Source organism: Acinetobacter halobius (assembly GCF_044130335.1).
GTDB lineage: Bacteria > Pseudomonadota > Gammaproteobacteria > Pseudomonadales > Moraxellaceae > Acinetobacter.
Map to the genome: position 1 here is coordinate 35,560 of NZ_JBIQOD010000015.1, position 22,059 is coordinate 57,618.

Annotated in this window: 19 protein-coding genes; 10 read left to right on the forward strand and 9 right to left on the reverse strand. The window is 43.3% G+C overall.

The features are described 5' to 3' along the window. Positions 1-5: 5 nt before the first annotated feature. On the reverse strand, positions 6-413 hold the full coding sequence (locus ACE01U_RS12865) for a DNA polymerase III subunit chi (protein ID WP_110974817.1): 408 nt from the start codon (positions 411-413) through the stop codon (positions 6-8). Further along, positions 406-1,854 carry a leucyl aminopeptidase gene (locus ACE01U_RS12870; RefSeq protein ID WP_395579642.1) on the reverse strand — a complete coding sequence of 483 codons (1,449 nt, stop codon included), beginning with the start codon at positions 1,852-1,854 and terminating at the stop codon, positions 406-408. Before ACE01U_RS12870 ends, ACE01U_RS12865 begins: the two co-directional genes overlap by 8 nt. 158 nt (positions 1,855-2,012) lie before the next feature. Between ACE01U_RS12870 and lptF the strand changes: the two genes are divergently transcribed. From lptF to ACE01U_RS12890, 4 genes are all read left to right on the forward strand, one after another. Beyond that, on the forward strand, positions 2,013-3,113 hold the full coding sequence (lptF, locus tag ACE01U_RS12875) for an LPS export ABC transporter permease LptF (protein WP_086209777.1): 1,101 nt from the start codon (positions 2,013-2,015) through the stop codon (positions 3,111-3,113). Positions 3,114-3,115: 2 nt separating this feature from the next. After that, positions 3,116-4,186, forward strand: a complete 1,071-nt coding sequence (lptG, locus tag ACE01U_RS12880; protein WP_110974815.1) for an LPS export ABC transporter permease LptG — start codon at positions 3,116-3,118, stop codon at positions 4,184-4,186. A gap of 122 nt (positions 4,187-4,308) precedes the next feature. Then, positions 4,309-5,856 (forward strand): 2,3-bisphosphoglycerate-independent phosphoglycerate mutase, encoded by a 1,548-nt coding sequence (gpmI, locus tag ACE01U_RS12885; protein WP_395579643.1) that lies wholly within the window; start codon positions 4,309-4,311, stop codon positions 5,854-5,856. Positions 5,857-5,874: 18 nt separating this feature from the next. After that, positions 5,875-7,050, forward strand: coding sequence for a S41 family peptidase (locus ACE01U_RS12890; protein WP_086209774.1), 1,176 nt, complete (start codon positions 5,875-5,877; stop codon positions 7,048-7,050). Between the two features lie 4 nt (positions 7,051-7,054). Here the strand turns inward: ACE01U_RS12890 and ACE01U_RS12895 are convergent, their stop codons facing one another. From ACE01U_RS12895 to gacA, 3 genes are all read right to left on the reverse strand, one after another. Beyond that, entirely contained in the window at positions 7,055-8,419 is a 1,365-nt protein-coding gene (locus tag ACE01U_RS12895; RefSeq protein ID WP_395579654.1) for a sigma-54-dependent transcriptional regulator, read from the reverse strand. 72 nt (positions 8,420-8,491) lie between these two features. Further along, positions 8,492-10,060, reverse strand: a complete 1,569-nt coding sequence (locus tag ACE01U_RS12900) for a sensor histidine kinase (RefSeq protein WP_086209772.1) — start codon at positions 10,058-10,060, stop codon at positions 8,492-8,494. Positions 10,061-10,082: 22 nt separating this feature from the next. Then, positions 10,083-10,718: a response regulator transcription factor GacA gene (gacA, locus tag ACE01U_RS12905; RefSeq protein WP_086209771.1), complete on the reverse strand. Its 636-nt coding sequence runs from the start codon at positions 10,716-10,718 to the stop codon at positions 10,083-10,085. Between the two features lie 214 nt (positions 10,719-10,932). On the opposite strand from gacA, the gene ACE01U_RS12910 reads away from it, so the two are divergent. Next, positions 10,933-11,985, forward strand: a complete 1,053-nt coding sequence (locus ACE01U_RS12910; RefSeq protein WP_139841364.1) for a serine hydrolase family protein — start codon at positions 10,933-10,935, stop codon at positions 11,983-11,985. 85 nt (positions 11,986-12,070) lie between these two features. Here ACE01U_RS12910 and thrC read toward each other — a convergent pair whose 3' ends face one another. From thrC to xerD, 4 genes are all read right to left on the reverse strand, one after another. Continuing rightward, entirely contained in the window at positions 12,071-13,210 is a 1,140-nt protein-coding gene (gene thrC, locus ACE01U_RS12915) for a threonine synthase (protein ID WP_058868731.1), read from the reverse strand. Between the two features lie 64 nt (positions 13,211-13,274). Then, positions 13,275-14,579, reverse strand: a complete 1,305-nt coding sequence (locus ACE01U_RS12920) for a homoserine dehydrogenase (protein WP_086209769.1) — start codon at positions 14,577-14,579, stop codon at positions 13,275-13,277. A 129-nt stretch (positions 14,580-14,708) separates the two neighbouring features. Then, a complete protein-coding gene (locus ACE01U_RS12925; protein WP_086209768.1) occupies positions 14,709-15,518 on the reverse strand; it encodes a DsbC family protein in 810 nt (269 codons plus the stop codon). A 127-nt stretch (positions 15,519-15,645) separates the two neighbouring features. Next, positions 15,646-16,563, reverse strand: coding sequence for a site-specific tyrosine recombinase XerD (xerD, locus tag ACE01U_RS12930; protein WP_086209767.1), 918 nt, complete (start codon positions 16,561-16,563; stop codon positions 15,646-15,648). A gap of 174 nt (positions 16,564-16,737) precedes the next feature. On the opposite strand from xerD, the gene ACE01U_RS12935 reads away from it, so the two are divergent. The 5 genes from ACE01U_RS12935 to ftsW all read left to right on the forward strand — a co-directional run bounded on the left by ACE01U_RS12935 (position 16,738) and on the right by ftsW (position 21,855). Beyond that, the gene (locus tag ACE01U_RS12935) at positions 16,738-16,998 is read left to right on the forward strand and encodes a FeoA family protein (protein ID WP_213033328.1); all 261 of its coding nucleotides are present in this window, start codon (positions 16,738-16,740) and stop codon (positions 16,996-16,998) included. Further along, the gene (gene feoB, locus ACE01U_RS12940; RefSeq protein WP_086209765.1) at positions 16,995-18,854 is read left to right on the forward strand and encodes a ferrous iron transporter B; all 1,860 of its coding nucleotides are present in this window, start codon (positions 16,995-16,997) and stop codon (positions 18,852-18,854) included. Before ACE01U_RS12935 ends, feoB begins: the two co-directional genes overlap by 4 nt. A 27-nt stretch (positions 18,855-18,881) precedes the next feature. Then, on the forward strand, positions 18,882-19,133 hold the full coding sequence (locus ACE01U_RS12945) for a DUF6587 family protein (protein WP_086209764.1): 252 nt from the start codon (positions 18,882-18,884) through the stop codon (positions 19,131-19,133). Between the two features lie 159 nt (positions 19,134-19,292). Then, the gene (murD, locus tag ACE01U_RS12950) at positions 19,293-20,639 is read left to right on the forward strand and encodes a UDP-N-acetylmuramoyl-L-alanine--D-glutamate ligase (RefSeq protein WP_395579644.1); all 1,347 of its coding nucleotides are present in this window, start codon (positions 19,293-19,295) and stop codon (positions 20,637-20,639) included. 19 nt (positions 20,640-20,658) lie between these two features. Beyond that, complete coding sequence (gene ftsW, locus ACE01U_RS12955) at positions 20,659-21,855, forward strand: putative lipid II flippase FtsW (RefSeq protein WP_086209762.1); 1,197 nt, start codon at positions 20,659-20,661, stop codon at positions 21,853-21,855. Positions 21,856-22,059 lie beyond the last annotated feature (204 nt).

Here is a 22,059-nt window from a genome sequence, read left to right on the forward strand (position 1 = left end):
AAGGTTTAGAGCTTGAAGGTTCGAGCTTCTACACCTAAACGTCGATACTGTTTAAATTTTTCACGACCTTGTTGTTTGGCCGACTCGTTATTTTCAATAATTTCTATAATGTGGCTAAATTTTTCGAACTGTTCAATAGCTCGATCGTTAAAATTGAACACAATCCAATCGGATTGTTCGGGCAGTTGGCCTGAAATACAGATTCGAGCCTCAATTTGATCAATGCCATGCGGAATAAAGCTTGTACGATCAAAACTCCACAACCGTTCATCTAATTGCTGCTGTCGTTCAGTGTCACTTGCATACAACCAGATTCGCTCTGGTTGGCGCAAGATTTTTCGGCATAAACGACAAGCACTTTCGACTTGTCGTTCAGGACTTTGTTCAAACAGGTAAAAGCTAATATTAGCCATTAGATTGCGCACGGTTGGCTAAGAATTGCATCAGTAAAGGCACTGGACGCCCTGTTGCACCCTTATTGGCGCCCGAATTCCATGCTGTACCTGCAATGTCTAAGTGCGCCCAACGGTAATCACGGGTGAAGCGTTGCAAGAAGCAAGCCGCCGTCACAGCACCAGCTTTAGGCCCGCCAATGTTGGCAATATCGGCAAATGGGGAGTCGAGTTGTTCTTGATAATCATCAATCACTGGCATGCGCCAGACGCGGTCAAAGCTGTTTTGACCTGCGTTGGATAATTCTGCTGCTAATTCATCATCAGGAGTAAACATTCCTGTGAGTACAGAACCGAGTGCAACGACACAAGCACCTGTTAAGGTTGCAATATCAATCACCAGTTCGGGATTAAAACGTTTTACATAGGTCAAGGTGTCGCACAGCACCAAACGACCTTCAGCATCAGTATTTAAAATTTCAACGGTTTGGCCACTCATGGTGCTCACAATGTCACCTGGGCGCGTTGCCTTACCTGATGGCATATTTTCAGCCGCAGCAATCGTACCTACGACATGAATGGCTAAACCTGATTCACAAAGAGCCCGGAGGGTACCTAAAACCGAGGCAGCGCCACACATGTCGAATTTCATTTCATCCATGCCTGCACCTGGTTTGAGTGAAATACCACCTGTATCGAAAGTGATGCCTTTACCGACTAAGACCACAGGTGCCTCAGGGCGGTCTGCTTGATATTCAATCGTGATGATACGGCCTGGGCGATCTGAGCCTTTGCTCACCGCAAGGAAAGAGTGCATACCCAAGTCAGCCATTTGCTGTTCATCGAGGACATTAACGCGGAGCAGGTCAGGGTATTGGGCTGCTAGAGCTAAAGCTTGTTCAGCTAAATATTCAGGGAAGCAGATATTGCCCGGACGATTACCTAAATCACGTGCAAAGCTTTGACCTGATTGCACTGCTTCAATCAATTTGAGCTGTGCATCATTCAGTGTCGAGTTGGTTGCAATGAAGCTAATGTGTTCAAGCACAGCCTCTGTTTTTTTCGATTTGAATTCGTCAAAAGCATACGCTGCTTGCGTCAAGCTGAGGGCAAATAAATAATGCAATTCAGTCGGGAGGGCTGAAAGATCAATACTGATGTGTTTGAATTTTTTTTGTGACGCTTTGATAATAGTTTGTGCAACTTTAGCCAGTTTTGCTGTTTGTAATTCAGCAGCTTTACCAATTCCTAACAATGCTGCATTTGGGCTTGTTGGGATTTGAGTAATGAGGCTTAAGGTTTCATTGAAAGCGGCTTTAAACTGAGCTGCCTCAACTAAGTTGTTTAAATCATTAATTTGATAACTATTTGTAAGCTGTTGAGTGTTTTCAGAATCTACTAATATCAACAAAAATTGGCTAGACGTATTCTCTGCGAATGACGTATTAATAGAGAGTTTCATAAGTTTTATTTAAGCCTTATAAAGTTTGAAAATGATTAAACCACTGAAACATTAACATGAATAGAGTTGCAAAGTGCAACAAGAGTACAGGTTTTATATTTTCACTATTCGGGTAAACTAGCGCTAGTTTTTATTCACCTATTTTTGGAAGCATTAATTTGATTATTCGGCGTTATCTGGTCAAACAAGTGGTGTCGACATCCTTGGTTGTGATTGCCTTATTGACCTTGATCATGATGGGCGGTCGTTTGATCAAGTATTTTGGTGTAGCCGCACAAGGTCGCTTGGATGCAGGTATTTTATTTAGCATTATTGGCTATCGTTTGCCTGAATTTTTAACGCTCATACTTCCTCTAGGCTTCTTCATTGGTTTGATGCTGGTGTTTGGTCGTTTATATGTCGATCATGAAATGGCGGTACTTAATGGTAGTGGGGTTAGTCGTAATCAGTTAGGACGGCTTCTGATTCCACTTACGGTGGTTTATCTTGCTGTCCAAGCAATTTTAATGTTGTGGATGGCGCCGTGGGGTGTTCGTCAATTTGAACAACTCACCACCAGTCAGGCAGTTCGAACAGGGTTTGATCTGGTTCGCCCTAAAGAGTTCATTTCATCTGGCCCTTATACTATTTATGCAGGTGATTTGTCGGAAGACCGCAAGAATCTCAAAGATATTTTCTTTTATCAGCGTGCTGAAAAAGAGGGTAAGCCTGATGTCATGATTTTGGCCAAAGAAGCCACACGTGTTGAAATTAAAAATGATCCTGCCAATGTGGTGGACTTGGTACAGGGTCGACGTTATGAAATTTATCCAGGACAGCCGCGTTATACGCAAGCGGAGTTTCAGTCTTATCGTCTACGTTTAGAAAATGATAAAGAAGCGAAGTTTGAAAGTGCTGATGTTGAAGCACTGTCTACTGTGAAACTTTGGGATAATCGTAATGATCCTGTCGTGGCGAGTGAATTGGGTTGGCGTATTTTTGTGCCCTTTGCGATTGTGGTCGCATTGATGCTTGCTGTAGCCTTATCTGAAGTGAGTCCACGTCAAGGGCGTTATTTAAAGCTGTTTCCAGCATTACTGATTTTTGCCAGTCTGATTGTGGCGTTAATGGCCATTAAAACTCGGGTCAGCAAAGAAGAAATGGGCATTTGGGCTTATCCACTGATTTTGGTGATTTATGCGATTGCAGCAGCACTGTTTTCTCGTAAACAAAAGCTTGCACCCAAAATTAAGAAAACATTACAACGAGCGGGGTCTTAATCATGTTCGCACGTCGTATAGTCGCAAAACATGTGACCAAAACCACCGCGATGGCAATGATAGGTGCCACAGCCATTTTATCAGTTCTACAAATTCTGTTTACTTATTTAGGTGAGTTAGGCTCTCTCAAAGATGGGTATGGGGCGTTGGATGCTTTACGCTACGTCCTATGGGGGGCACCACAATATTTGTATGAAATTCTGCCGATTGCAGCACTGATTGGTTCTGTATTGGGCTTGGGCACTTTGGCATCGAACAGTGAGCTGATAGTGATGCGCTCTGTTGGTGTGAGTCTTTGGCGGATCGTCGGTTGGGTGATTCGTTCGGCATTGATTTTAGTGGTGCTGTCTTTTGCTCTAAGTGAATGGGTGATTCCCTATACCAATGAGCAAGCCAAAAGTGTGAAAAGTCATCGAACGGCTGCTGAGTTGGGCGAAGTCCGTGGTTATTGGACGCGAGAAGGGCAACGCTTTATTTATGTCGATTATGCCAACTCTCAAGGTCAATTGAAAAATGTGCAAGTGGTTGACTTTGATCGGGATGCCCGTTTAAAAGGGGTATTGAATGCCGAACAGGGGCAATTTGTACAAGATGGCCGTTGGATTTTACAGAATACTGCACAAGTCGATTTGCTAGAAACGGGGAATGCATCTTTACAAAAAGCAACTGAGATGCCTTTGGCCTTAGCTTTACAACCGAAATATGTACATATGGTGACTATTGATCCTGAAGATCTCTCACCGAGTCAATTGGTCAGTTTCATGAGTTATATGCATGAATACAGCCAAGTGCCTAAAACGTATCAGTTGGCTTTTTGGCAGAAAGTGGCCTCTCCATTTGCTTTAATTGCCTTGGTGTTGATTGCGTGTTCCTTTATTTTTGGTCCACTTCGCCAACAGTCGATGGGCTTTCGTTTGGTGATTGCACTGTTTACAGGTTTAGGATTCTTTTACCTACAAGACTTCTTGGGGTATGCAAGTTTGGTGTATTCACCATCACCTGCGTGGTTTGTTTTTGTGCCGATCTTGTTGATGTTTACAGCAGGCGGTTATTTATTACAACGTGCGCGTTAACTGTACGATATTGAAGAAAACAATGCGAATGATGGTGTTAAACCATCATGCCTGCATAGAGTCTTGACCGAAAATTCGGTAAGATATAGCGATTAATTTGTAGACAAAAAAGAGTGTTTATTATGGCGGATGCAACTGCTGGCAAAATTCCTCACGTATTGGTGATTATGGATGGTGTGGGTCATCGTGAGGCGGTCGAAGACAATGCATTTTTAGCAGCAAATCGACCAAATTTAACAGCTATTGAAGCAAAGCATCCGCATAGCTTAATTTCAGGCTCTGGTGAAGACGTCGGCTTACCAGATGGTCAAATGGGCAACTCTGAAGTGGGTCATATGAACTTGGGCGCAGGGCGTGTGCTCTATCAAGACTTTACCCGAATCACCAAAGACATTCGCACAGGTGCTTTTTTTGAGCATGAAGTGTTGGTCGATGCTGTTGAGAAAGCCAAAGCAGCGGGTGGTGTGATACACATCATGGGCTTGTTGTCTGAAGGTGGGGTACATTCACACGAAGATCATATTGTGGCTATGGCTGAACTTGCGTTAAAACGTGGTGCAACCGTGTACCTTCATGCCTTCTTAGATGGTCGTGATACGCCGCCACGCAGTGCTCAACCCTCTTTAGAAAAATTAGATGCATTGTTTGCTCAATATCCAAATCAAGGACGTATTGTCAGCTTGATTGGTCGTTATTTTGCGATGGATCGTGACAATCGTTGGGACCGTGTAGAGCAAGCTTATCGTTTACTCACAGAGTCTGAAGCTACACGTACTGCGGCTACGGCAGTTGAAGGTTTGGAACTGGCTTATGCGGCTGATGAGTCGGATGAGTTTGTCAAAGCAACACGTATTGGCGATGCTGTGAAAGTTGAAGATGGTGACAGTATTGTCTTTATGAACTTCCGTGCCGACCGTGCACGTGAGATCACTAAAGCGTTTGTTGAAAAAGATTTTGCAGGTTTTGCACGTAAAGTCGTACCCAACTTATCGAAATTTGTCATGTTGACACGTTACCAAGCTAGTATTGATGCGCCTGTAGCGTATATGCCTGAAGCATTGAAAAACTCGATTGGTGAATATCTTTCAGACCTTGGCAAAACCCAATTGCGTATTGCTGAAACTGAGAAATATGCACATGTGACGTTCTTCTTTAGCGGTGGTCGTGAAGATGAATATCCAGGTGAAAAACGTATTTTGATTCCTTCACCGAATGTTGCGACTTATGACCTCAAGCCAGAAATGAGCGCATATGAAGTAACCGATGAATTGGTGGCTGCGATTAACTCAGGCGAGTTTGATCTGTTGGTGGTGAACTATGCCAACGGCGACATGGTTGGCCATACGGGCGTGTTTAATGCTGCGGTGAAAGCAGTGGAAGCCGTTGATTTATGCTTAGGCCGTGTCTATGAAGCGGTGATGGCACAAAAAGGTCATATGTTAATTACAGCTGACCATGGTAATGTTGAACAAATGCAGGATTATCATAGCGGTCAGGTACATACGCAGCATACCACAGAGCTCGTGCCGTTCATTTATGTAGGACCAACGCAAGCAACCATCGCTGAAGGTGGCGTATTGGCTGATGTCGCACCAACGCTACTCAGCTTAATGCACATTCCTGTTCCTACAGAAATGCAAGGTCGTAACTTAATTACATTAGACGTATAAATCAATTTGGGTGGATAAATGGCAAAAGCATCGTGGACTTCAATAGGTGTAATGATTGCTTTAGGTTTTGCTTTGATCCACTCAGTGGGTGCTGTTGCAAAAACAGCGACTGCACCTGCTTTTGATGATGAATTGGAACAGGGCTATGTTGAGGTTCCAATAGAATCCATTCAACAATTTGTGCAAATTTATGGTTTAGTCAAAGATAATTATGTGGCTGAACGCAGTGATGATGCTCTTTTTCAACAGGCCATTAAAGGCTTGGTCGGCGGTTTAGACCGTTATTCCCGCTATTTATCACCGCAAGAATATAAGCAGTTGGTGCAATATACTGAAGGAGATTTGGCTTCGGTAGATTTTGGTTTAGTATTTGATTCCCGCTTACAACAATGGCTGATACGTGGGCTGAAACCTGATTCAGACTCGAGCAAATTGGGTTTAAAAAATGCAGATGCCATTTTTAAAATAGATGATCAGGAATTACATAAGCTCAGCCATACTCAGGTGAATGATTTACTCAGTGGTGCCATCGGCAGTACGGTGAGCCTTCAATTGAAAGCCAATTCTGTTCCAATCAATGTGGTGAGAACCCGAAAGGTTGAAACAGATATTCAGTCTCAGTTATTGAACAACCAAGTATTGGTGCTGAAAGTTCGTGTTTTCCAACAAGATACCGCCAACGAAATTCAACAGTTGATTGAAGAACACCATTCGTCGCGTCTAAAAGCAGTGTTGATTGATCTCAGGAATAACCCGGGAGGATTGTTGTCTGCTGCAGTGGAATCTGCTGATCTATTTTTAAATCAAGGCGTCATTGTTTCAACGAAAAGCCGCTCTGAGGGTGATCAGCAGTTTCAGGCCTTACCAAGCTTTGAGTTTCAAAACTTGAAAGTAGGAATTTTAATCAATGATCGCTCTGCATCAGCGGCAGAAGTATTTACTGCGGCGCTCAAGGAACATGGGCGAGCATGGGTGATTGGTGAGAAAAGTTATGGCAAAGGGGTCGTGCAGAAACTTTTTCCACTGTCCAATGGTGCAGCTTTGCAAATGACCGTGTCTCACTATTACACGCCAACTGGTCAGATGATTGAAGGGGTGGGAATTGCGCCAAATCAGGTTTATCCAATGCCACACGAACTCAAAGACGAAAGCTATGTTGAACATGTGGCAGAGATTTTAATTAACCGTCGTTAAGTCTTTAAACGGAATCGTCTTCACCATCGAGTCCGAATTTCTTCAAGCGATAACGTAAAGAACGGAATGACATGCCGAGCTTTTTAGCCGCCAGTGTTCGGTTCCAGTGGGTGAGATTGAGTGCATTCATCAAAATTTCTTTTTCAATTTTTTCTAAATACAGCTCTAAGCCTTCTTCAGGTAATTTGCGTGAAGGCACAGGGCTAAGTTGATCAGTACCAATCGCACCCTGTTGTGTGGCATTAGTATAGTTGGCCTGTGCAATCGGTCGCAGTGGGGCGGTTTGCAAGTGCAGTAAGTCAATACTGCTTTCATCACTTAAAGTGATGGCACGTTCCATCATATTGCGCAGTTCACGCACATTGCCCGGATAATATTGGGCCAATAAAAACTCACGTGCACGTTCACTTAGAGTTTTGACCGGGATGTCCCACTCTTGACAGATTTTCTGAATGAAATGCTGTGCCAAAAGAATAATGTCATTACCGCGCTCACGTAGGGCAGGCAGTACAATGTCCATAACATGGATGCGGAAATATAAGTCCTGACGGAATTTACCTTGTTGTACTAAGGCTTCAAGGTCTTGGTGGCTGGCACTAATCACACGGAAATCGACATCAATTTCGGTATCGCTACCAATGGGACGAATACGCTTTTCTTGTACTGCACGTAAGAGTTTGACTTGCATGGTTAGTGGCAGTTCTGCAATTTCATCTAAAAATAGACTGCCACCATGTGCAGAAAGGATCAGGCCTTGTTTGTCTTGGGTTGCCCCTGTGAAACTACCTTTACGATGTCCAAATAGTTCACTTTCCATCAGTTCTGTTGGGATAGCACCACAGTTGATGGCAATAAATGGCCCTTCATTACGGTTACTCAGGCGATGTACCAAATTGGCCACCACTTCTTTGCCAGTTCCTGATTCACCTGTAATAAAGACAGGGGCTTGTGAGCGGGCAATTTTTTTCAAGGTCACACGAAGCTGTTGAATAGGAAGGGATTGACCAATTAACAGTTTGTGTTCAAGCGTATCTTCTTGAATATGTAGCTGGCTGATAGGCTGGTTAAAGGCCTTTTGTAAAAGTTGCTCTAAATGCTTTTGGTTGATTGGTTTACTGACAAAATCAAAAGCACCCGCTTTTAATGCGGCAATCGCGACATCCATGTTGCCATAAGCAGTTAATACAGCTACAGGTAGATTAGGATAATTTTGAGCAATAAAATCCACCAGCGTTAATCCATTACCATCAGGTAAATTCAAATCTGTCAGACAGGCATCATATTGATGTGTTTTAAGTGCTTGAACAGCCTCCTGTAAGCGATAGGCAATATGCGTATCAATCCCCATTCGACTTAAAGACATTTGCATCAGTGTACATAAGTCTTGTTCATCATCCACCAATAAGACAAGTGGTTTTTTTTCCACGCTTAACCCCGAAAATTACACGTCATTGTTTATACGAGGGCATTCAATCCGAAAGCATGCCCCTATTTTTTGTTCTACATAGTATAGCTTAGCTTGGTTGGCTTCGCAGAAACTATGGGATAAATATAATCCTAAACCAGTTCCATTGATTGAGGTACTGAAAAACGGTTGAAACAAGGTCGTTTGATCCTGAGTGGCGACCCCGTCTCCAAAATCGCAAACCTCAATGTGAACAAGGTTTTTATAGCTATAGACGCGAATTTGAATATGTTCAGCTTCCGTTGCATTATGCCGGATGGCATTTCGAATCAGGTTGATCAGCACTTGTCTCAGTTGTTGTTCGTCGAACTGAATATAAGCTTGATCTGAAATACGGCAGTCAATTTGCTCTTTGACATCGGGCAAATCTTCAATGATAAAACGTTCTAAAAAAGCTGCGACATCAATTAAAGTCGGATAGGTTTCTTTACTTCGTGCCATGCTCAGTGTGTCGCCAATAATTTTATCAATCCGTGAAGCTTGTTTGGCAATCATGTTATGCAATAGTTCTTGTTGTGGGCCATTGACTTGCATCAGTTCATTGGCTTGAGTGATGGCTGCCAAAGGATTGCGAATTTCATGTGCAATGCTGGCAGAAAGTTGGCCCAGTGCAGCCAGTTTGAGTTGTTGTACGCGTTGATTAATTTTCTGTGCGTCTTGCAGCACAAATAAAGTCAGCGTTTGATTCGGGACTTGTAGTTTTTGAATTTCGATTTGAATTTGAAAGCGACTCAACTGTGATTTAAATTGGAATTTTTCCCCATTTTTCAGTTGGTCGAATTTGAGTAGCTCGAATAAATCAGGTTGTGCTTTATACAAAGGGTATTTGTCATTGGCATAAATCGGAGAAATACCCAAGAGTGCACATGCTGCAGGGTTACTGAGTACAATATGGCAGTTTTCATCGAGAACCAAATAGCCCAGCTCGGTTTGCTCAAGAATATAACGGTTAATATTTTGCAGTTGATCTAATTCTTGAGATTGGTAAAAGTTTATGTTTTCAAGGAATTGGAAGCGTCGAACAGCAATTTGACCTGACCCATACACCACAAAAAATAAAAAGGCGAGCACTGCACTATTGCCAATGGTGTTGAGTGAACTAATTGAAAATAATGTCCCAATAAAATGCTGATAAACCAGTGTAATCACTGCGATCAAAGTAATGATGAGCGCTTTTTGTTTATCCACCAATAAGGAAGAGGCAAAAATCGTGATCACAAATAGTAAACTTAATTGTAAGTTAGGGCCATCTGTGGCGAAGGTGAGTAAACTGAGACTGACAACATCGACAATGAACAGTAAGGTAAGCTGAAGCGGAATATGTGTCCGTATATTCTTGAGGCTCAGGAGCTGAAAAGCACTGATAAAAATAAAGCCAATCAGTACATAGCGATATAGTGCTGGATATTGGTAGTTTGAAAACAGTTGCGCATAGGTCAGTAAAAATACCAGCAGTAAACAACAGCCAATAAACAGTCGATACGACGCATACCAAATGCCTAAGCGGTATTGGTTGAGTTGAATATTGCTATTGTGTCGAGCCATGTCGGTCTTTAGCGAGCAGACATTAGGGTTTGATCAGCCCGTAACGAATCGCTAAGTGAGTAAGTTTTACATCGCTGTCGATGTTGAGCTTTTCAAAAATGCGATAACGATAGGTATTGACTGTTTTTACACTGACAAAAAGTTTATCAGAAATTTCCTGCGCACTGATGCAATTCACCACCATCATCGCGACCTGCATTTCACGTTCAGACAAGGCATCAAAAGGTGACGTCTGTGTATCGGATAGATAAGAACTGGCCAGTTGCTCAGCAATATCAGCACTGAAATATTTACCGCCTTGCATCACTTTATTGATGGCACGAACCATTTCAGTTACAGGTGCACCTTTGGTAATGTAACCTTTAGCCCCAGCTTTGAGTAATAACGATGGATAAGGCTCTTCCGCTAAACCGCTGACGGCTAAAACTTTAGTGTCAGGTGCGGTTTGTAGTAAACGGCGTGTCGTTTCTACCCCACCAATCCCAGGCATGTTGACATCTAATAAAACGACATTCGGATGATGTTGACGAACAAGGTTAATGGCTTCTTCACCAGATTCAGCTTGGCCAATGACTTGAACATCGGCATGGTCCTCGAGCATTCGACAAATCCCTGTACGCACTAACTCATGGTCATCTACTACTAAAACTGTGATCACCTAGCACTTCCTCACTATAAAAACCATATTTTTTGTTACATAAAGCAAAATAAGCTTGCAATGAAACGACAAAATTAGCAATCCTATTCTTAGGCTTATTTGAAAAGATATGCGCACTGTTGATGGCAATGCTATTCGCATTGTGTACAAATGTAAGGCAATGAGCGTGGATACGCAAATGTATCTTATGGGTTATGAAGTTGAGTGAATAAAAGTGAAAAAATCAAATAAATTTTTAATGCATCTATTGGGATGGTCAATTGTAATGACCAGCAGTACCCATAGCTTTGCAGACTTGGTGGTCAACCCGGGTTCGGGATCGAGCCAAGCAACTATGAGTTGGTCTGCTGCGGATGCAGAACAGCTTCTTAATGATCAGATGATGGAAGATCCTGAGGAGTACGCTCCGCAGGGTTCAACAAAAGTCACCACCAGTATTCGAAGCTCAAATGGTGTTGTTACCAATAGCACAGCTAAAACTGCACAAATTTTCGATACATCGAAATATTCTAACCAACCAACTGTCAATGCACGTGCAGCATTAGTCATGGATGGCAATACTGGGGAGGTGCTGTACAGTAAAAACAGTAATACCGCTCTGCCAATTGCGTCCATTACCAAACTGATGACCGCGGTGGTGATTTCAGATGCACGTTTAAATATGTCTGAGAACATTACTTTACAGCAAGCAGACTTTTCGTGTTCAGGCTGTAAAAGTTCAAGTTCATCTCTACGTGCGGGTGATAGTATGAACCGTGCAGAGGCTTTGTTATTTGCTTTAATGAAGTCAGAAAATCCTGCAGCATCAGCACTTGCTCGGACTTATCCAGGTGGACGTTCAGCTTTTGTTGCTGCGATGAATGCCAAAGCAAAATCTTTGGGCATGAATTCAACGCATTATATGGAGTCAACAGGTTTACATCCGGGTAATGTGGCTTCAGCACGTGACTTGGGTATTTTGGTTAATGCCGCATCACAATATGGTCTGATTCGTCAGTTCTCAACCACAGCAAGCTATGATTTTAACTTGGGTTATCGTGTATTAAAATCAAATAATACCAATGCCTTAGTTCGTAATGGTGGCTGGAATATTAATATTTCAAAAACAGGTTTCATTAATGAAGCTGGTCGTTGTGTGGTGATGCATACCACTTTAAATAACCGTCCAGCAGTGGTGGTATTATTGGGCGCGGACTCCTCTGCAGCACGTACCAATGATGCAACGCGCCTAATGAACTGGGCAAGTCAATTACCAAAACGTATTTAACCTGACTTTGTTTTTGTTCACTCAACAACAAAAATTGAGTCACAAAAAAGCCCTGCATATGCAGGGCTTCTTCTTTTAACTCAGCTTACATATTCGACAAAATTGAATCACGAACTTGTTCTAAAGTTGCATCAATTGAAAGCATAACTGCGTCAGAACATTGCTTGATCGCAGTATCAGGATCTTTTAGACCATTACCTGTCACGGTACAGACAATCACAGAACCTTCTGCAATTTTACCGGCTTTGATGTCACGGATTGCGCCACCAATAGATGCTGCAGAAGCAGGTTCTACAAAGACACCTTCATACATTGAAAGTAAACGCTGTGCTTCTAAAATTTCTGCATCAGTCAGTTCGTCAAACCAACCTTGAGAGTCACGAACCACTGCTTTCGCATGGTTCCAGCTTTGTGGGTTACCAATACGAATTGCTGTTGCAACTGTTTCAGGGTTTTCAACGGGTGCACCACGTAAGAAAGGTGCAGCACCTGCTGCTTGGTAACCCACCATGGTTGGTAGGCCTTCAGGTTTTGGACCTGTGAATTGATCAGTTTCAGCATTGTAAATCACTTGCTCAAATTGATCTGCAGGTTGATTGGCAACTGCTTCGGTATAACCCATCCAGTGTGCAGTAATGTTTCCTGCGTTACCTACTGGTAGGCAGTGGTAATCTGGTGCACGACCTAACTCATCGACGATTTCATAAGCAATGGTTTTTTGACCTTGCAAACGGTATGGGTTGATTGAGTTTACGATGGTTACTGGCGCTTTATCTGCAATTTCTTTAACCAGACGCATACCGTCATCAAAGTTACCGCGGATTTGCATGGTGATCGCACCATACATCATCGCTTGTGCCATTTTACCCATGGCAATTTTGCCTTCAGGGATTAAAACGAATGCTTTGATGCCAGCACGTGCAGCATAAGCTGCTGCCGCTGCAGAGGTATTCCCTGTAGATGCACAAATAATCGCTTTTGAGCCTTCTTCAACGGCTTTAGTGACTGCCATGGTCATACCACGGTCTTTAAATGAACCAGTCGGGTTTAAGCCCTCGTACTTCACATAAATTTCAACATTTTTGCCAATTAAACGTGGAATGTTCTCAAGTTTAATCAGTGGCGTATTACCTTCACCCAAAGAAATAGCGCGAGTAGTTGCAGACACTGGTAAACGGTCGCGATAACGGTCAACTAAACCAGTATAACGATTGGCATTCGACATGATGATGTTCCAATTGTGTGTAGAGCTTGGTGAGGGGAGAACAAGCGCCTTTCCCTCAACCCGATTAATTATCAAGCGATTCTAAACGAATTCGCACGATTTCGCCATGAATGACGGGTAAGGCTTGAATTTGAGCAAGAGCCTCATCCATTTTTGATTCTTTGACTGGATCAGTCAAAATCACGATTGGAATCAGGTCTTTTAAGCGAGATTGCTGCATGATGGCATCAATACTAATACCAGCACGGCTTAGAATTGTGGTGACATCGGCCAAAACACCTGTTTGATCTTCAGCATTAATACGGATGTAGTAGCCTGTGGTCATTTCTTCACGTGGCAGAATAGGTAAGTCTGCTAATGCTTCAAAAGCCAATTGCGGAATTGTTCCTGCACCATCTTCGGTATAAGAAATGTCACGGACAATATCAATCACGTCTGCAACCACGGCAGAAGCAGTTGGGCCTGCACCTGCACCTGCACCGTAATACAATGTTGGGCCGACAGCATGTGCTTGAACCAATACGGCATTCTTCACACCGTTCACATTGGCAATCAATTGCTCTTCAGGAATCAACGTTGGATGTACACGGAGTTCAATGCCGTTTTCAGCACGACGGGCAATACCCAAGTGTTTGATACGGAAACCCAGTTCTTCAGCATATTTTACATCTTGCGCAGTGACCTTGCTGATGCCTTCTGTAAAGACTTTATCGAATTGAAGCGGGATACCAAAGGCAATAGATGCCAATAGTGTCAGTTTGTGTGCAGCATCAATTCCTTCAACGTCAAAGGTTGGATCTGCTTCGGCATAGCCGAGTTCCTGCGCTTCTTTGAGCACATCTGCAAAAGCACGACCTTTTTCACGCATTTCAGTCAGGATGAAGTTTCCTGTCCCGTTAATAATACCTGCTAACCAGTCTATACGGTTGGCAGCTAAACCTTCACGCATGACTTTAATGATCGGAATACCGCCTGCAACTGCAGCTTCATAGGCGATTTGCACCGCATTGTCATCTGCCAGTTTGAACAGCTCATTGCCATGTTCAGCCAGTAAGGCTTTGTTTGCTGTAACGACTTGCTTACCGTGAAGAATGGCTTCCTTAATCACTTCATAAGCAGGGTGGATGCCACCCATAACTTCAACTACAACGTCGACATCAGGTTGACGCACAATATCTAACAAATCTGAGCTTTGTTTAATACTTGGATCAAGCTCTAAATCTGGACGTGGACGACGTGTGCCGACATAGGTAATTTGAATTTCTCGACCGGTGCGACGTTTAATCTCAGCAGCATTTTCTTTTAGTAGTTTAAGGGCACCACCACCCACAGTACCAAGACCGAGGATTGCCAGACGAACTGGTTTCACGTCACACTCCAATTTACTTATAAATATTAAATCAAGCTTAGATCATAGCTAAAAAAACTGTGAGACTCTAGGAAAGAAATAACTTTATGTTTAACTATAAATATTAGTTAAATAACAAATAAAAATTAGTTATTTAAGTCGATTTAATAATTCACTTGGTGTCAAATAGCCACCGAGATATTCACCATCTTCGTTATAAATCGCAGGCGTACCATTTACACCCATGTTTAGACCTAATTGGTATTGATCCCGCACTGGATTTTTACAAGTTGCAGGTGGCAGTTGAACACCTGAAATGGCTTGATCAAACGCAGCTTGACGGTCTGCACTACACCACACGCTTTCCATAGCAGGCATGAACTGCTCGCCACGTGGCCATGCAATGTAACGCACCTCGACACCTTGAGCTGTGATTTCAGGGATGTGCTCATGCAGTTTATGGCAGTAAGGACAACTGGCATCGGTAAAGACATAAACCACATGTTTGGTCTTGCCTTTGGCTTTATAAACCAGTAGATCTTCAGTTTTCAGTTCTGCTAATAGCTTTTTATTGGCCTCAGCTTGTAGGTTATCACTAACATTGTGGAGGGTTTTATCGCCTAAGCGAATCACATCCCCTTGGATAATATATTTGCCGTCTGCTGTGGTATAGACAGAACTCATTCCTTCAAGATTCACCCAAAATAGGTTGGGTACTTCGGTGGCTTTAATGTCAATGATTTTGGCATTGATGTTGGCTGTTTTGAAATGCTTTTGAAGCGTGTCAATTAAACGTTGTTTCGCATTGCGTTCCGACAATGTCGATGCTTCACCCGTGGCCGGAGCGCTTGCTGTTAAAGAGTCTTGTTTTTTTTCTTCAGTATTGTTTGAACATGCTGTGACCAGAACAGAGGAGGCAAGGACACAGGCAATGAACAATGGCTTACGGGTAAATAACATAGATAACCCTTTTTCTTTTGACTTTATAAAAACAGAGCGCCAAGCATAGCAAAAAAAGCAGAAGACTCGGTAATACTTCGTAGCCTTCCTGCTAAAAATAGTCTTCCATGCATATTTGTTAATGGCTTTAAGCACGTGGATGATGCATGGCATGCAGTTGCTGCATACGCACTTGTGCGACATGGGTATAAATTTGTGTTGTCGACAGATCACTGTGTCCTAGGAGCATTTGTACCACACGCAAGTCCGCACCGTGGTTGAGTAAATGGGTTGCAAAAGCGTGGCGTAAGGTGTGTGGCGAGAGTTCTGCTTGAATCCCTGCTTGTAAGGCATAGCGTTTAATAGCGTACCAAAAATTTTGCCGACTCATAATGCCCCCATGTTGAGTGAGAAACAGATAGTCGGTTGCAGATTTATATAACTGTGGGCGAGACTCTTGCAGATATTTCTCGACCCATTCCACTGCGATTTGCCCTAAAGGCACCAGTCGTTCTTTATTGCCTTTACCAGTAATTCTTAAATAGCCTTGTTTTAAATTGATTAAGTCTAGGCGGAGGTTAAGTAGCTCAGATACACGTAGTCCACAAGCATACAGTACTTCAAACATGGCACGATCACGCAGTCCGAGAGCGGTTTCAATATCGGGTGCTTGAATTAAGGCATCCACGTCTTGCTCAGATAAATCTTTAGGCAGTGCGCGGCCAATTTTGGGCGTTTTATGCAGTGCGACGGGGTTGTCGGAGCGTAGTTTTTGTTCCCGTAAAAACTTAAAAAAAGAACGCATGGCGGATAGACAGCGCGCAATTGAACGTGGACTTTTGCCTTGTTTCGTAAGTGCCAGTAAAACATCAGCGATATCATCACTGCTCCATTCGGGCATGCTCACAGCACAGCACTCACTACATTGTAGTAAGTCGGAAAGATAAGCATTTCGCGTATGCGGACTGACAGTTTGTGCAATGAGGTAATCTTTAAAGCCATGTAAAAAGCTGAGCTGGGTTGGAATTTGAACAGGCGCAGGTATACGCGGTTTTTTATTTAGCATAACTTTTCAGCACATCAGCAAAAAATACAAAACAATGATTGGGGTTTATTCAATGTAGTGTAATCATTCTCGCTTGTCGATGTGTTATAACAGATGCGAATCATTATCGAATCTGATTTGGTAATTATTCTCATTTGTTTGTATACTGTTCAAAATATTAAAGGGTTGGATGCGGTGCGTTTATCTGATTTAAAAGTCAAACAAACTGCCATCATTAGCAAAGTGAATCGTACTTTGGATGGCGAAGCTCAGACTGACTTGGTGGCTAGTCGTCTTGAAACACTAGGATTTGTTGCAGGTACTAAAGTACAGGTGATTACCAAAGGCGTTTTTGGAGGCGATCCCATTTTAATCCAAGTGGGTTTTACACGTTTCGCCCTAAGAAAAGTTGAAGCTGAAAAAATTGAAATTCAAGTCGAAGGAGCACCTAGATGAGTGATGCCTTGCGTGTTGCCCTTGTAGGTAATCCTAACTGCGGTAAAACTTCGTTATTTAACCATCTGACTGGAACCCGTCAAAAAGTCGGCAACTACGCGGGTGTAACGGTTGAACGTAAAGTTGGTCAGTTTAGTTTGCCTTCAGGTCAAGCGGTTCGCGTTCTGGACTTGCCAGGGACGTATAGCTTAGATGCGACCAGCCCTGATGAAATGATTACCCGTGACGTGGTGATGGGGAAAATTGCTGATGAAGGTCAGCAAGATGCTTTCTTGTGCGTTGTTGACGCAACCAACCTCAAACTTCACCTTGGTTTAGTGATTGAACTGATTGCATTGGGTCGTCCAATGTTAATCGTTTTAAACATGATGGATGAAGCACGTCGCCGTGGGATGCAAATCAATACCCAAAAGCTTTCTGAGCGTTTGGGTGTGCCCATTGTTGAAACCGTTGCAGTACGTAACTCGGGTATTGAAAGTCTCCTCAGTGCTTTAGAGCAGGGTAAATATGCTGTGCCTTATACTGAGTTGACAGGTTTAAAAGGTGATACGGCGCATCAGAAGGTTGAGAATGTATTGCACGATGTGGTGCAGTATGTTGATGAAGAAGACAAACGAACAGATTTTCTGGATAAAATTTTCTTGCATCCTGTTCTCGGTTTAGTCAGCCTCGCTGTGATGATGTTTATTATTTTCCAAGCGGTTTTTGCTTGGGCAGCGCCGTTTATGGATGGGATTGAAACTTTCTTTGGCTGGTTGGGTGAAACCGCAGGTGGGGTGATTAGTCAACCTTTACTCAACAGTTTAGTGGTGGATGGAATCATCGCAGGTGCAGGTGGTGTGGTGGTATTTTTGCCACAGATTCTGATTCTATTCTTCTTTATTTTAGTGTTGGAAGAATCAGGTTATTTGCCACGTGCTGCATTCTTGCTGGATAAACTGATGTATAAGGCAGGTCTTTCAGGACGTGCCTTTATTCCACTCTTGTCTAGTTTTGCTTGTGCGATTCCGGGCATCATGGCTTCACGAACCATCAGCGATCCCCGTGACCGTTTGACCACGATTTTTGTTGCACCGTTGATGACTTGCTCAGCACGGTTGCCTGTATATGCATTATTGATTGCAGCATTCATCCCCAATCAAACCGTTTGGGGCTTGTTTAACTTACAAGGCTTGGTGTTGTTCGCTTTATATATGGCAGGGATTGTGAGTGCACTGTGTGTATCTTTCGTTCTGAAATTTTTCCAGAAAGACAAGTCACAACATATGTTGATGATGGAGTTACCAAGCTATCGTTTCCCTGACTTGAAGAATATTTGGATTGGTTTACTTGACCGTGCCAAGATCTTCTTACGTCGTGTAGGTGGTATCATTTTCGCCTTGTCTATTTTGCTGTGGTTCTTGTGTACTTTCCCGCAAGCCCCTGAAGGCGCGACTTTACCTGAAATTGATTATTCATTTGCAGGCATGCTTGGTCATTTACTGCAACCGATTTTTGCGCCACTGGGCTTCAACTGGCAGATTTGTATTGCTTTGATTCCAGCCATGGCAGCCCGTGAAGTGGTGGTGGCAGCTCTAGGTACGGTATATGCCTTATCTGCTGTCGATGATGATGCCATGTCACAAGGCTTGGCTTCACTGATCAGTAGTGGTGGTGAGCTCGGTTGGTCGGTAGCGACAGGACTATCTTTACTGGTGTGGTTTATTTATGCACCGCACTGTTTGGCTACCTTAGCGACGGTCAAACGTGAAACAGGTTCATGGAAAACCGTGAGTTTTATGACCATTTACTTGTTTGGTTTGGCTTATTTAATGTCATTCCTGACCTATCAAATTGCAACGCACTATTTGGGCTAATCAGTGTAAATAGGCGAGGAGATTGAGATGATTGAAGTTCTAATTGTTGCTGCTCTAGTGATCTGGAGTGCGGTGGTGGTGTTTAAGAAAGTATTTCCTCAGACATCAGGTTCAGTTTTCACATCCTTGGCGGAGCTATGTGAAGCACGCGGTTGGACGCGTTTAGCAGCGTGGTTAAAACCTGCGATGTCTGGTGGGTGTGGTGGAAATTGTGCCTGCCCAGCGACAGAAGACAGCAGTGCAAAAAAGCCTGAAGTTCAGGCGGTGAAGTGGAAATAAAACGATTTTTACTCACAAATAAAAAAGCCGTCCGATAGGGACGGCTTTTTTACGCACTGACACAAAAAAAGTGCGGGAAAGTCAAAACAGAAAAAGCATTCAAAACAGCAAAGTGCTAACATTTCCGCAGATAAATTTCAGACCAAGCATGGGGCGAAAATGTTAATACAACGTGGTGGACTTAAGGTCGTTGCAGGACTCGGTATTTCAGGTGTTGCAGCGGTCAATTTTTTACATAACCAAGGCTACCGCGTTGCAGTAACGGACTCTCGATCGACCCCGCCCGGTCATGACCAAATTCCAGCAGAGGTACAAACCAGTTTTGGTCAGTTTGACGCAGAGCTGTTGTTGTCTGCTGAAGAAATCATTATTAGTCCTGGGCTTGATCCGAAACTACCTGAAATTCAAGCTGCGATTGCCAAAGGCATTCCTGTGGTGAGTGAGATTCAAATCCTACGCCGTGCAACCGATAAACCGATTATGGCGATTACAGGCTCTAATGCAAAAAGTACCGTGACGACCTTGATTGGGCTGATGGCTGAACATGCAGGTGTGAAAGTCGCGGTGGGAGGCAATCTTGGCCGTCCAGCTTTAGACTTAACCAAGGATGATCCAGACCTATATATTTTGGAGTTATCCAGCTTCCAGTTAGAAACCACATCAAATTTACAGGCTGAGGTTGCGGTGGTGCTGAATATGAGTGAAGACCATCTTGACCGTCATGGCGATATGATGGGTTATCACACCGCGAAGCATCGTATTTTCCAAGGTGTGAAAAAAGTTGTTCATAACCGTGATGACTCGCTCACTCGTCCTTTGGTACCTGATGCTACACCAATGCAAAGCTTTGGTTTAAATGCTCCTGATATGAATCAGTACGGTGTGTTAAGAGATGATGATGGTACGATTTGGTTGGCTCGTGGCCGCACACGGTTATTGAATAGTGCAGAGATGTATATTCAAGGCACACACAATGTTGCCAATGCTTTAGCCTGTTTAGCTTTGGGTGAAGCGATTAATCTTCCGCTTGAGTCGATGTTGGAAACGCTGAAAAGCTTTAAAGGCTTAGAGCATCGCTGTGAGTTTGTGAAAGACGTTGAGGGGGTCCGTTACTATAATGACTCTAAAGGAACCAATGTCGGCGCAACTTTAGCGGCAATTGATGGCTTAGGTGCAGCAATTGCGGCCAAAGGTGGCAAAGTTGCGATCATTTTAGGTGGTCAAGGTAAAGGGCAAGACTTTAGTGCCTTACGTGAAGCTTTGAGCAAATATGTGAAAGTGGCGGTATTGATTGGTGAAGATGCAGTATTGATTGAAAAAGCCGTGGCAGGAACAACGACTTTACTGCATGCTGACACTTTAGAGCAGGCGGTTGCACTTTGCCAACAACATACCCAAGCCCACGATGTCGTGTTATTGTCACCTGCATGTGCAAGTTTTGATATGTTCAGTGGTTACCCACAGCGCGGACATCAGTTTGTCGCTTGTGTGCAAGAACTCCACTAAAAATAATAAGGAAATTGAGATGGCTGAGTTTGCTCAGACAACGATCAATAAAATTAACCAGTTTTATAGCCGTTGGGCGCCACGTGTACCCAGTGAAGTGACACCGCGTAATGTATTGATCTTTTGTGTGATAGCGTTGTTGTGTTTAGGCTCGATCATGGTAGCTTCGGCTTCTATGCCGTATGCTGAACGCCTTCATGAGAATTCATTCCACTACGTATTGCGTCATGGGATTTCCATTGTTGTAGCGGGTGTTTTAGCCTACGCCGTCTATCGAATACCACTCAATGTCTGGTTTAACAATACTTTTCCGTTGTGGATCTTAACCATTTTACTGCTGGCCGCGGTATTGGTTGTTGGTACAGAGGTGAATGGTTCGACCCGCTGGATTCGTGTTGCGGGCTTCACCTTGCAGGCCTCTGAGGTTGCCAAAGTAATGATGGCGATTTTCACGGCGGACTATGTGGTACGCCGTGCTGAAGAGGTAAGGAACAACATCAAAGGCTTGATCCGTCTCGGCATCATTATGCTGTTGACGGTGGGTTTGATTATTGCGGAGCCCGACTTAGGTGCAACCGTAGTGATTAGCTTGATGATGCTCGGCATCTTCTTTCTTGCTGGCGCACCCCTCATTCAGTTTGGTATGGCTTTTGGTGCAATCTTTGCGGCCTTTGTCTTTTTGATTGTGTTTGAGCCTTACCGTTTTGAGCGCTTAATGTCCTTTTCTAACCCTTGGGAAGACCCACTAGGTACGGGTTATCAGCTTTCCAATGCCTTGATGGCCTTTGGGCGTGGGGAGTGGTTTGGTGTAGGGCTTGGGCATAGCGTGCAGAAAATGGCGTATTTACCAGAAGCTCATACTGACTTCATGCTGGCTATTTTAGGTGAAGAGTTTGGTTTTTTCGGAATTACGACAGTCTTAATTCTGTCCTTTACCATGTTGGTATGTTGTATCAAAATTGGTCATCGTGCACTGAAAAACCAGTACCTGCGTGCGGGGTATTTGGCTTATGGGGTGTCAATTATTTTCTTACTGCAAATTTTGGTCAATGCAGGTATGAATATGGGGATGCTCCCAACCAAAGGTCTAACCCTGCCTTTCATTAGTTATGGTGGTTCATCTCTGATTATGTGCGCAGTGATGATTAGTTTGATTTTAAAAATTGATGCTAGCACACAAAGCACTAACCCAACGAAAGAAGAATCAAGCTTCTAAGCTTGATTCTTCTTTCATCATGTTATTTGCATACTGGACATGTTTTTTGTTATGCGAATAGCGTTTGAGCTGTTCCTAAATTCTGTTTTTCATCAGTGCATTTATCCCTCATGCTTTTATGATGGATATAACTGTAATGGTTTACATCAGTTTTGAATTTGCTTTAATTGAAACGTTGAATGCTATGCCTAGTGTTGAGTTTCT

Bases quoted from the DNA above. Each gene is read 5' to 3' on its own strand.
- ACE01U_RS12865 (WP_110974817.1), bottom strand. From the start codon at position 413: ATGGCTAATATTAGCTTTTACCTGTTTGAACAAAGTCCTGAACGACAA.
- ACE01U_RS12870 (WP_395579642.1), bottom strand. From the start codon at position 1,854: ATGAAACTCTCTATTAATACGTCATTCGCAGAGAATACGTCTAGCCAA.
- lptG (WP_110974815.1), top strand. From the start codon at position 3,116: ATGTTCGCACGTCGTATAGTCGCAAAACATGTGACCAAAACCACCGCG.
- gpmI (WP_395579643.1), top strand. From the start codon at position 4,309: ATGGCGGATGCAACTGCTGGCAAAATTCCTCACGTATTGGTGATTATG.
- ACE01U_RS12890 (WP_086209774.1), top strand. From the start codon at position 5,875: ATGGCAAAAGCATCGTGGACTTCAATAGGTGTAATGATTGCTTTAGGT.
- ACE01U_RS12895 (WP_395579654.1), bottom strand. From the start codon at position 8,419: ATGCAAATGTCTTTAAGTCGAATGGGGATTGATACGCATATTGCCTAT.
- ACE01U_RS12900 (WP_086209772.1), bottom strand. From the start codon at position 10,060: ATGGCTCGACACAATAGCAATATTCAACTCAACCAATACCGCTTAGGC.
- thrC (WP_058868731.1), bottom strand. From the start codon at position 13,210: ATGTCGAATGCCAATCGTTATACTGGTTTAGTTGACCGTTATCGCGAC.
- ACE01U_RS12925 (WP_086209768.1), bottom strand. From the start codon at position 15,518: ATGTTATTTACCCGTAAGCCATTGTTCATTGCCTGTGTCCTTGCCTCC.
- xerD (WP_086209767.1), bottom strand. From the start codon at position 16,563: ATGCTAAATAAAAAACCGCGTATACCTGCGCCTGTTCAAATTCCAACC.
- feoB (WP_086209765.1), top strand. From the start codon at position 16,995: ATGAGTGATGCCTTGCGTGTTGCCCTTGTAGGTAATCCTAACTGCGGT.
- ACE01U_RS12945 (WP_086209764.1), top strand. From the start codon at position 18,882: ATGATTGAAGTTCTAATTGTTGCTGCTCTAGTGATCTGGAGTGCGGTG.
- murD (WP_395579644.1), top strand. From the start codon at position 19,293: ATGTTAATACAACGTGGTGGACTTAAGGTCGTTGCAGGACTCGGTATT.
- ftsW (WP_086209762.1), top strand. From the start codon at position 20,659: ATGGCTGAGTTTGCTCAGACAACGATCAATAAAATTAACCAGTTTTAT.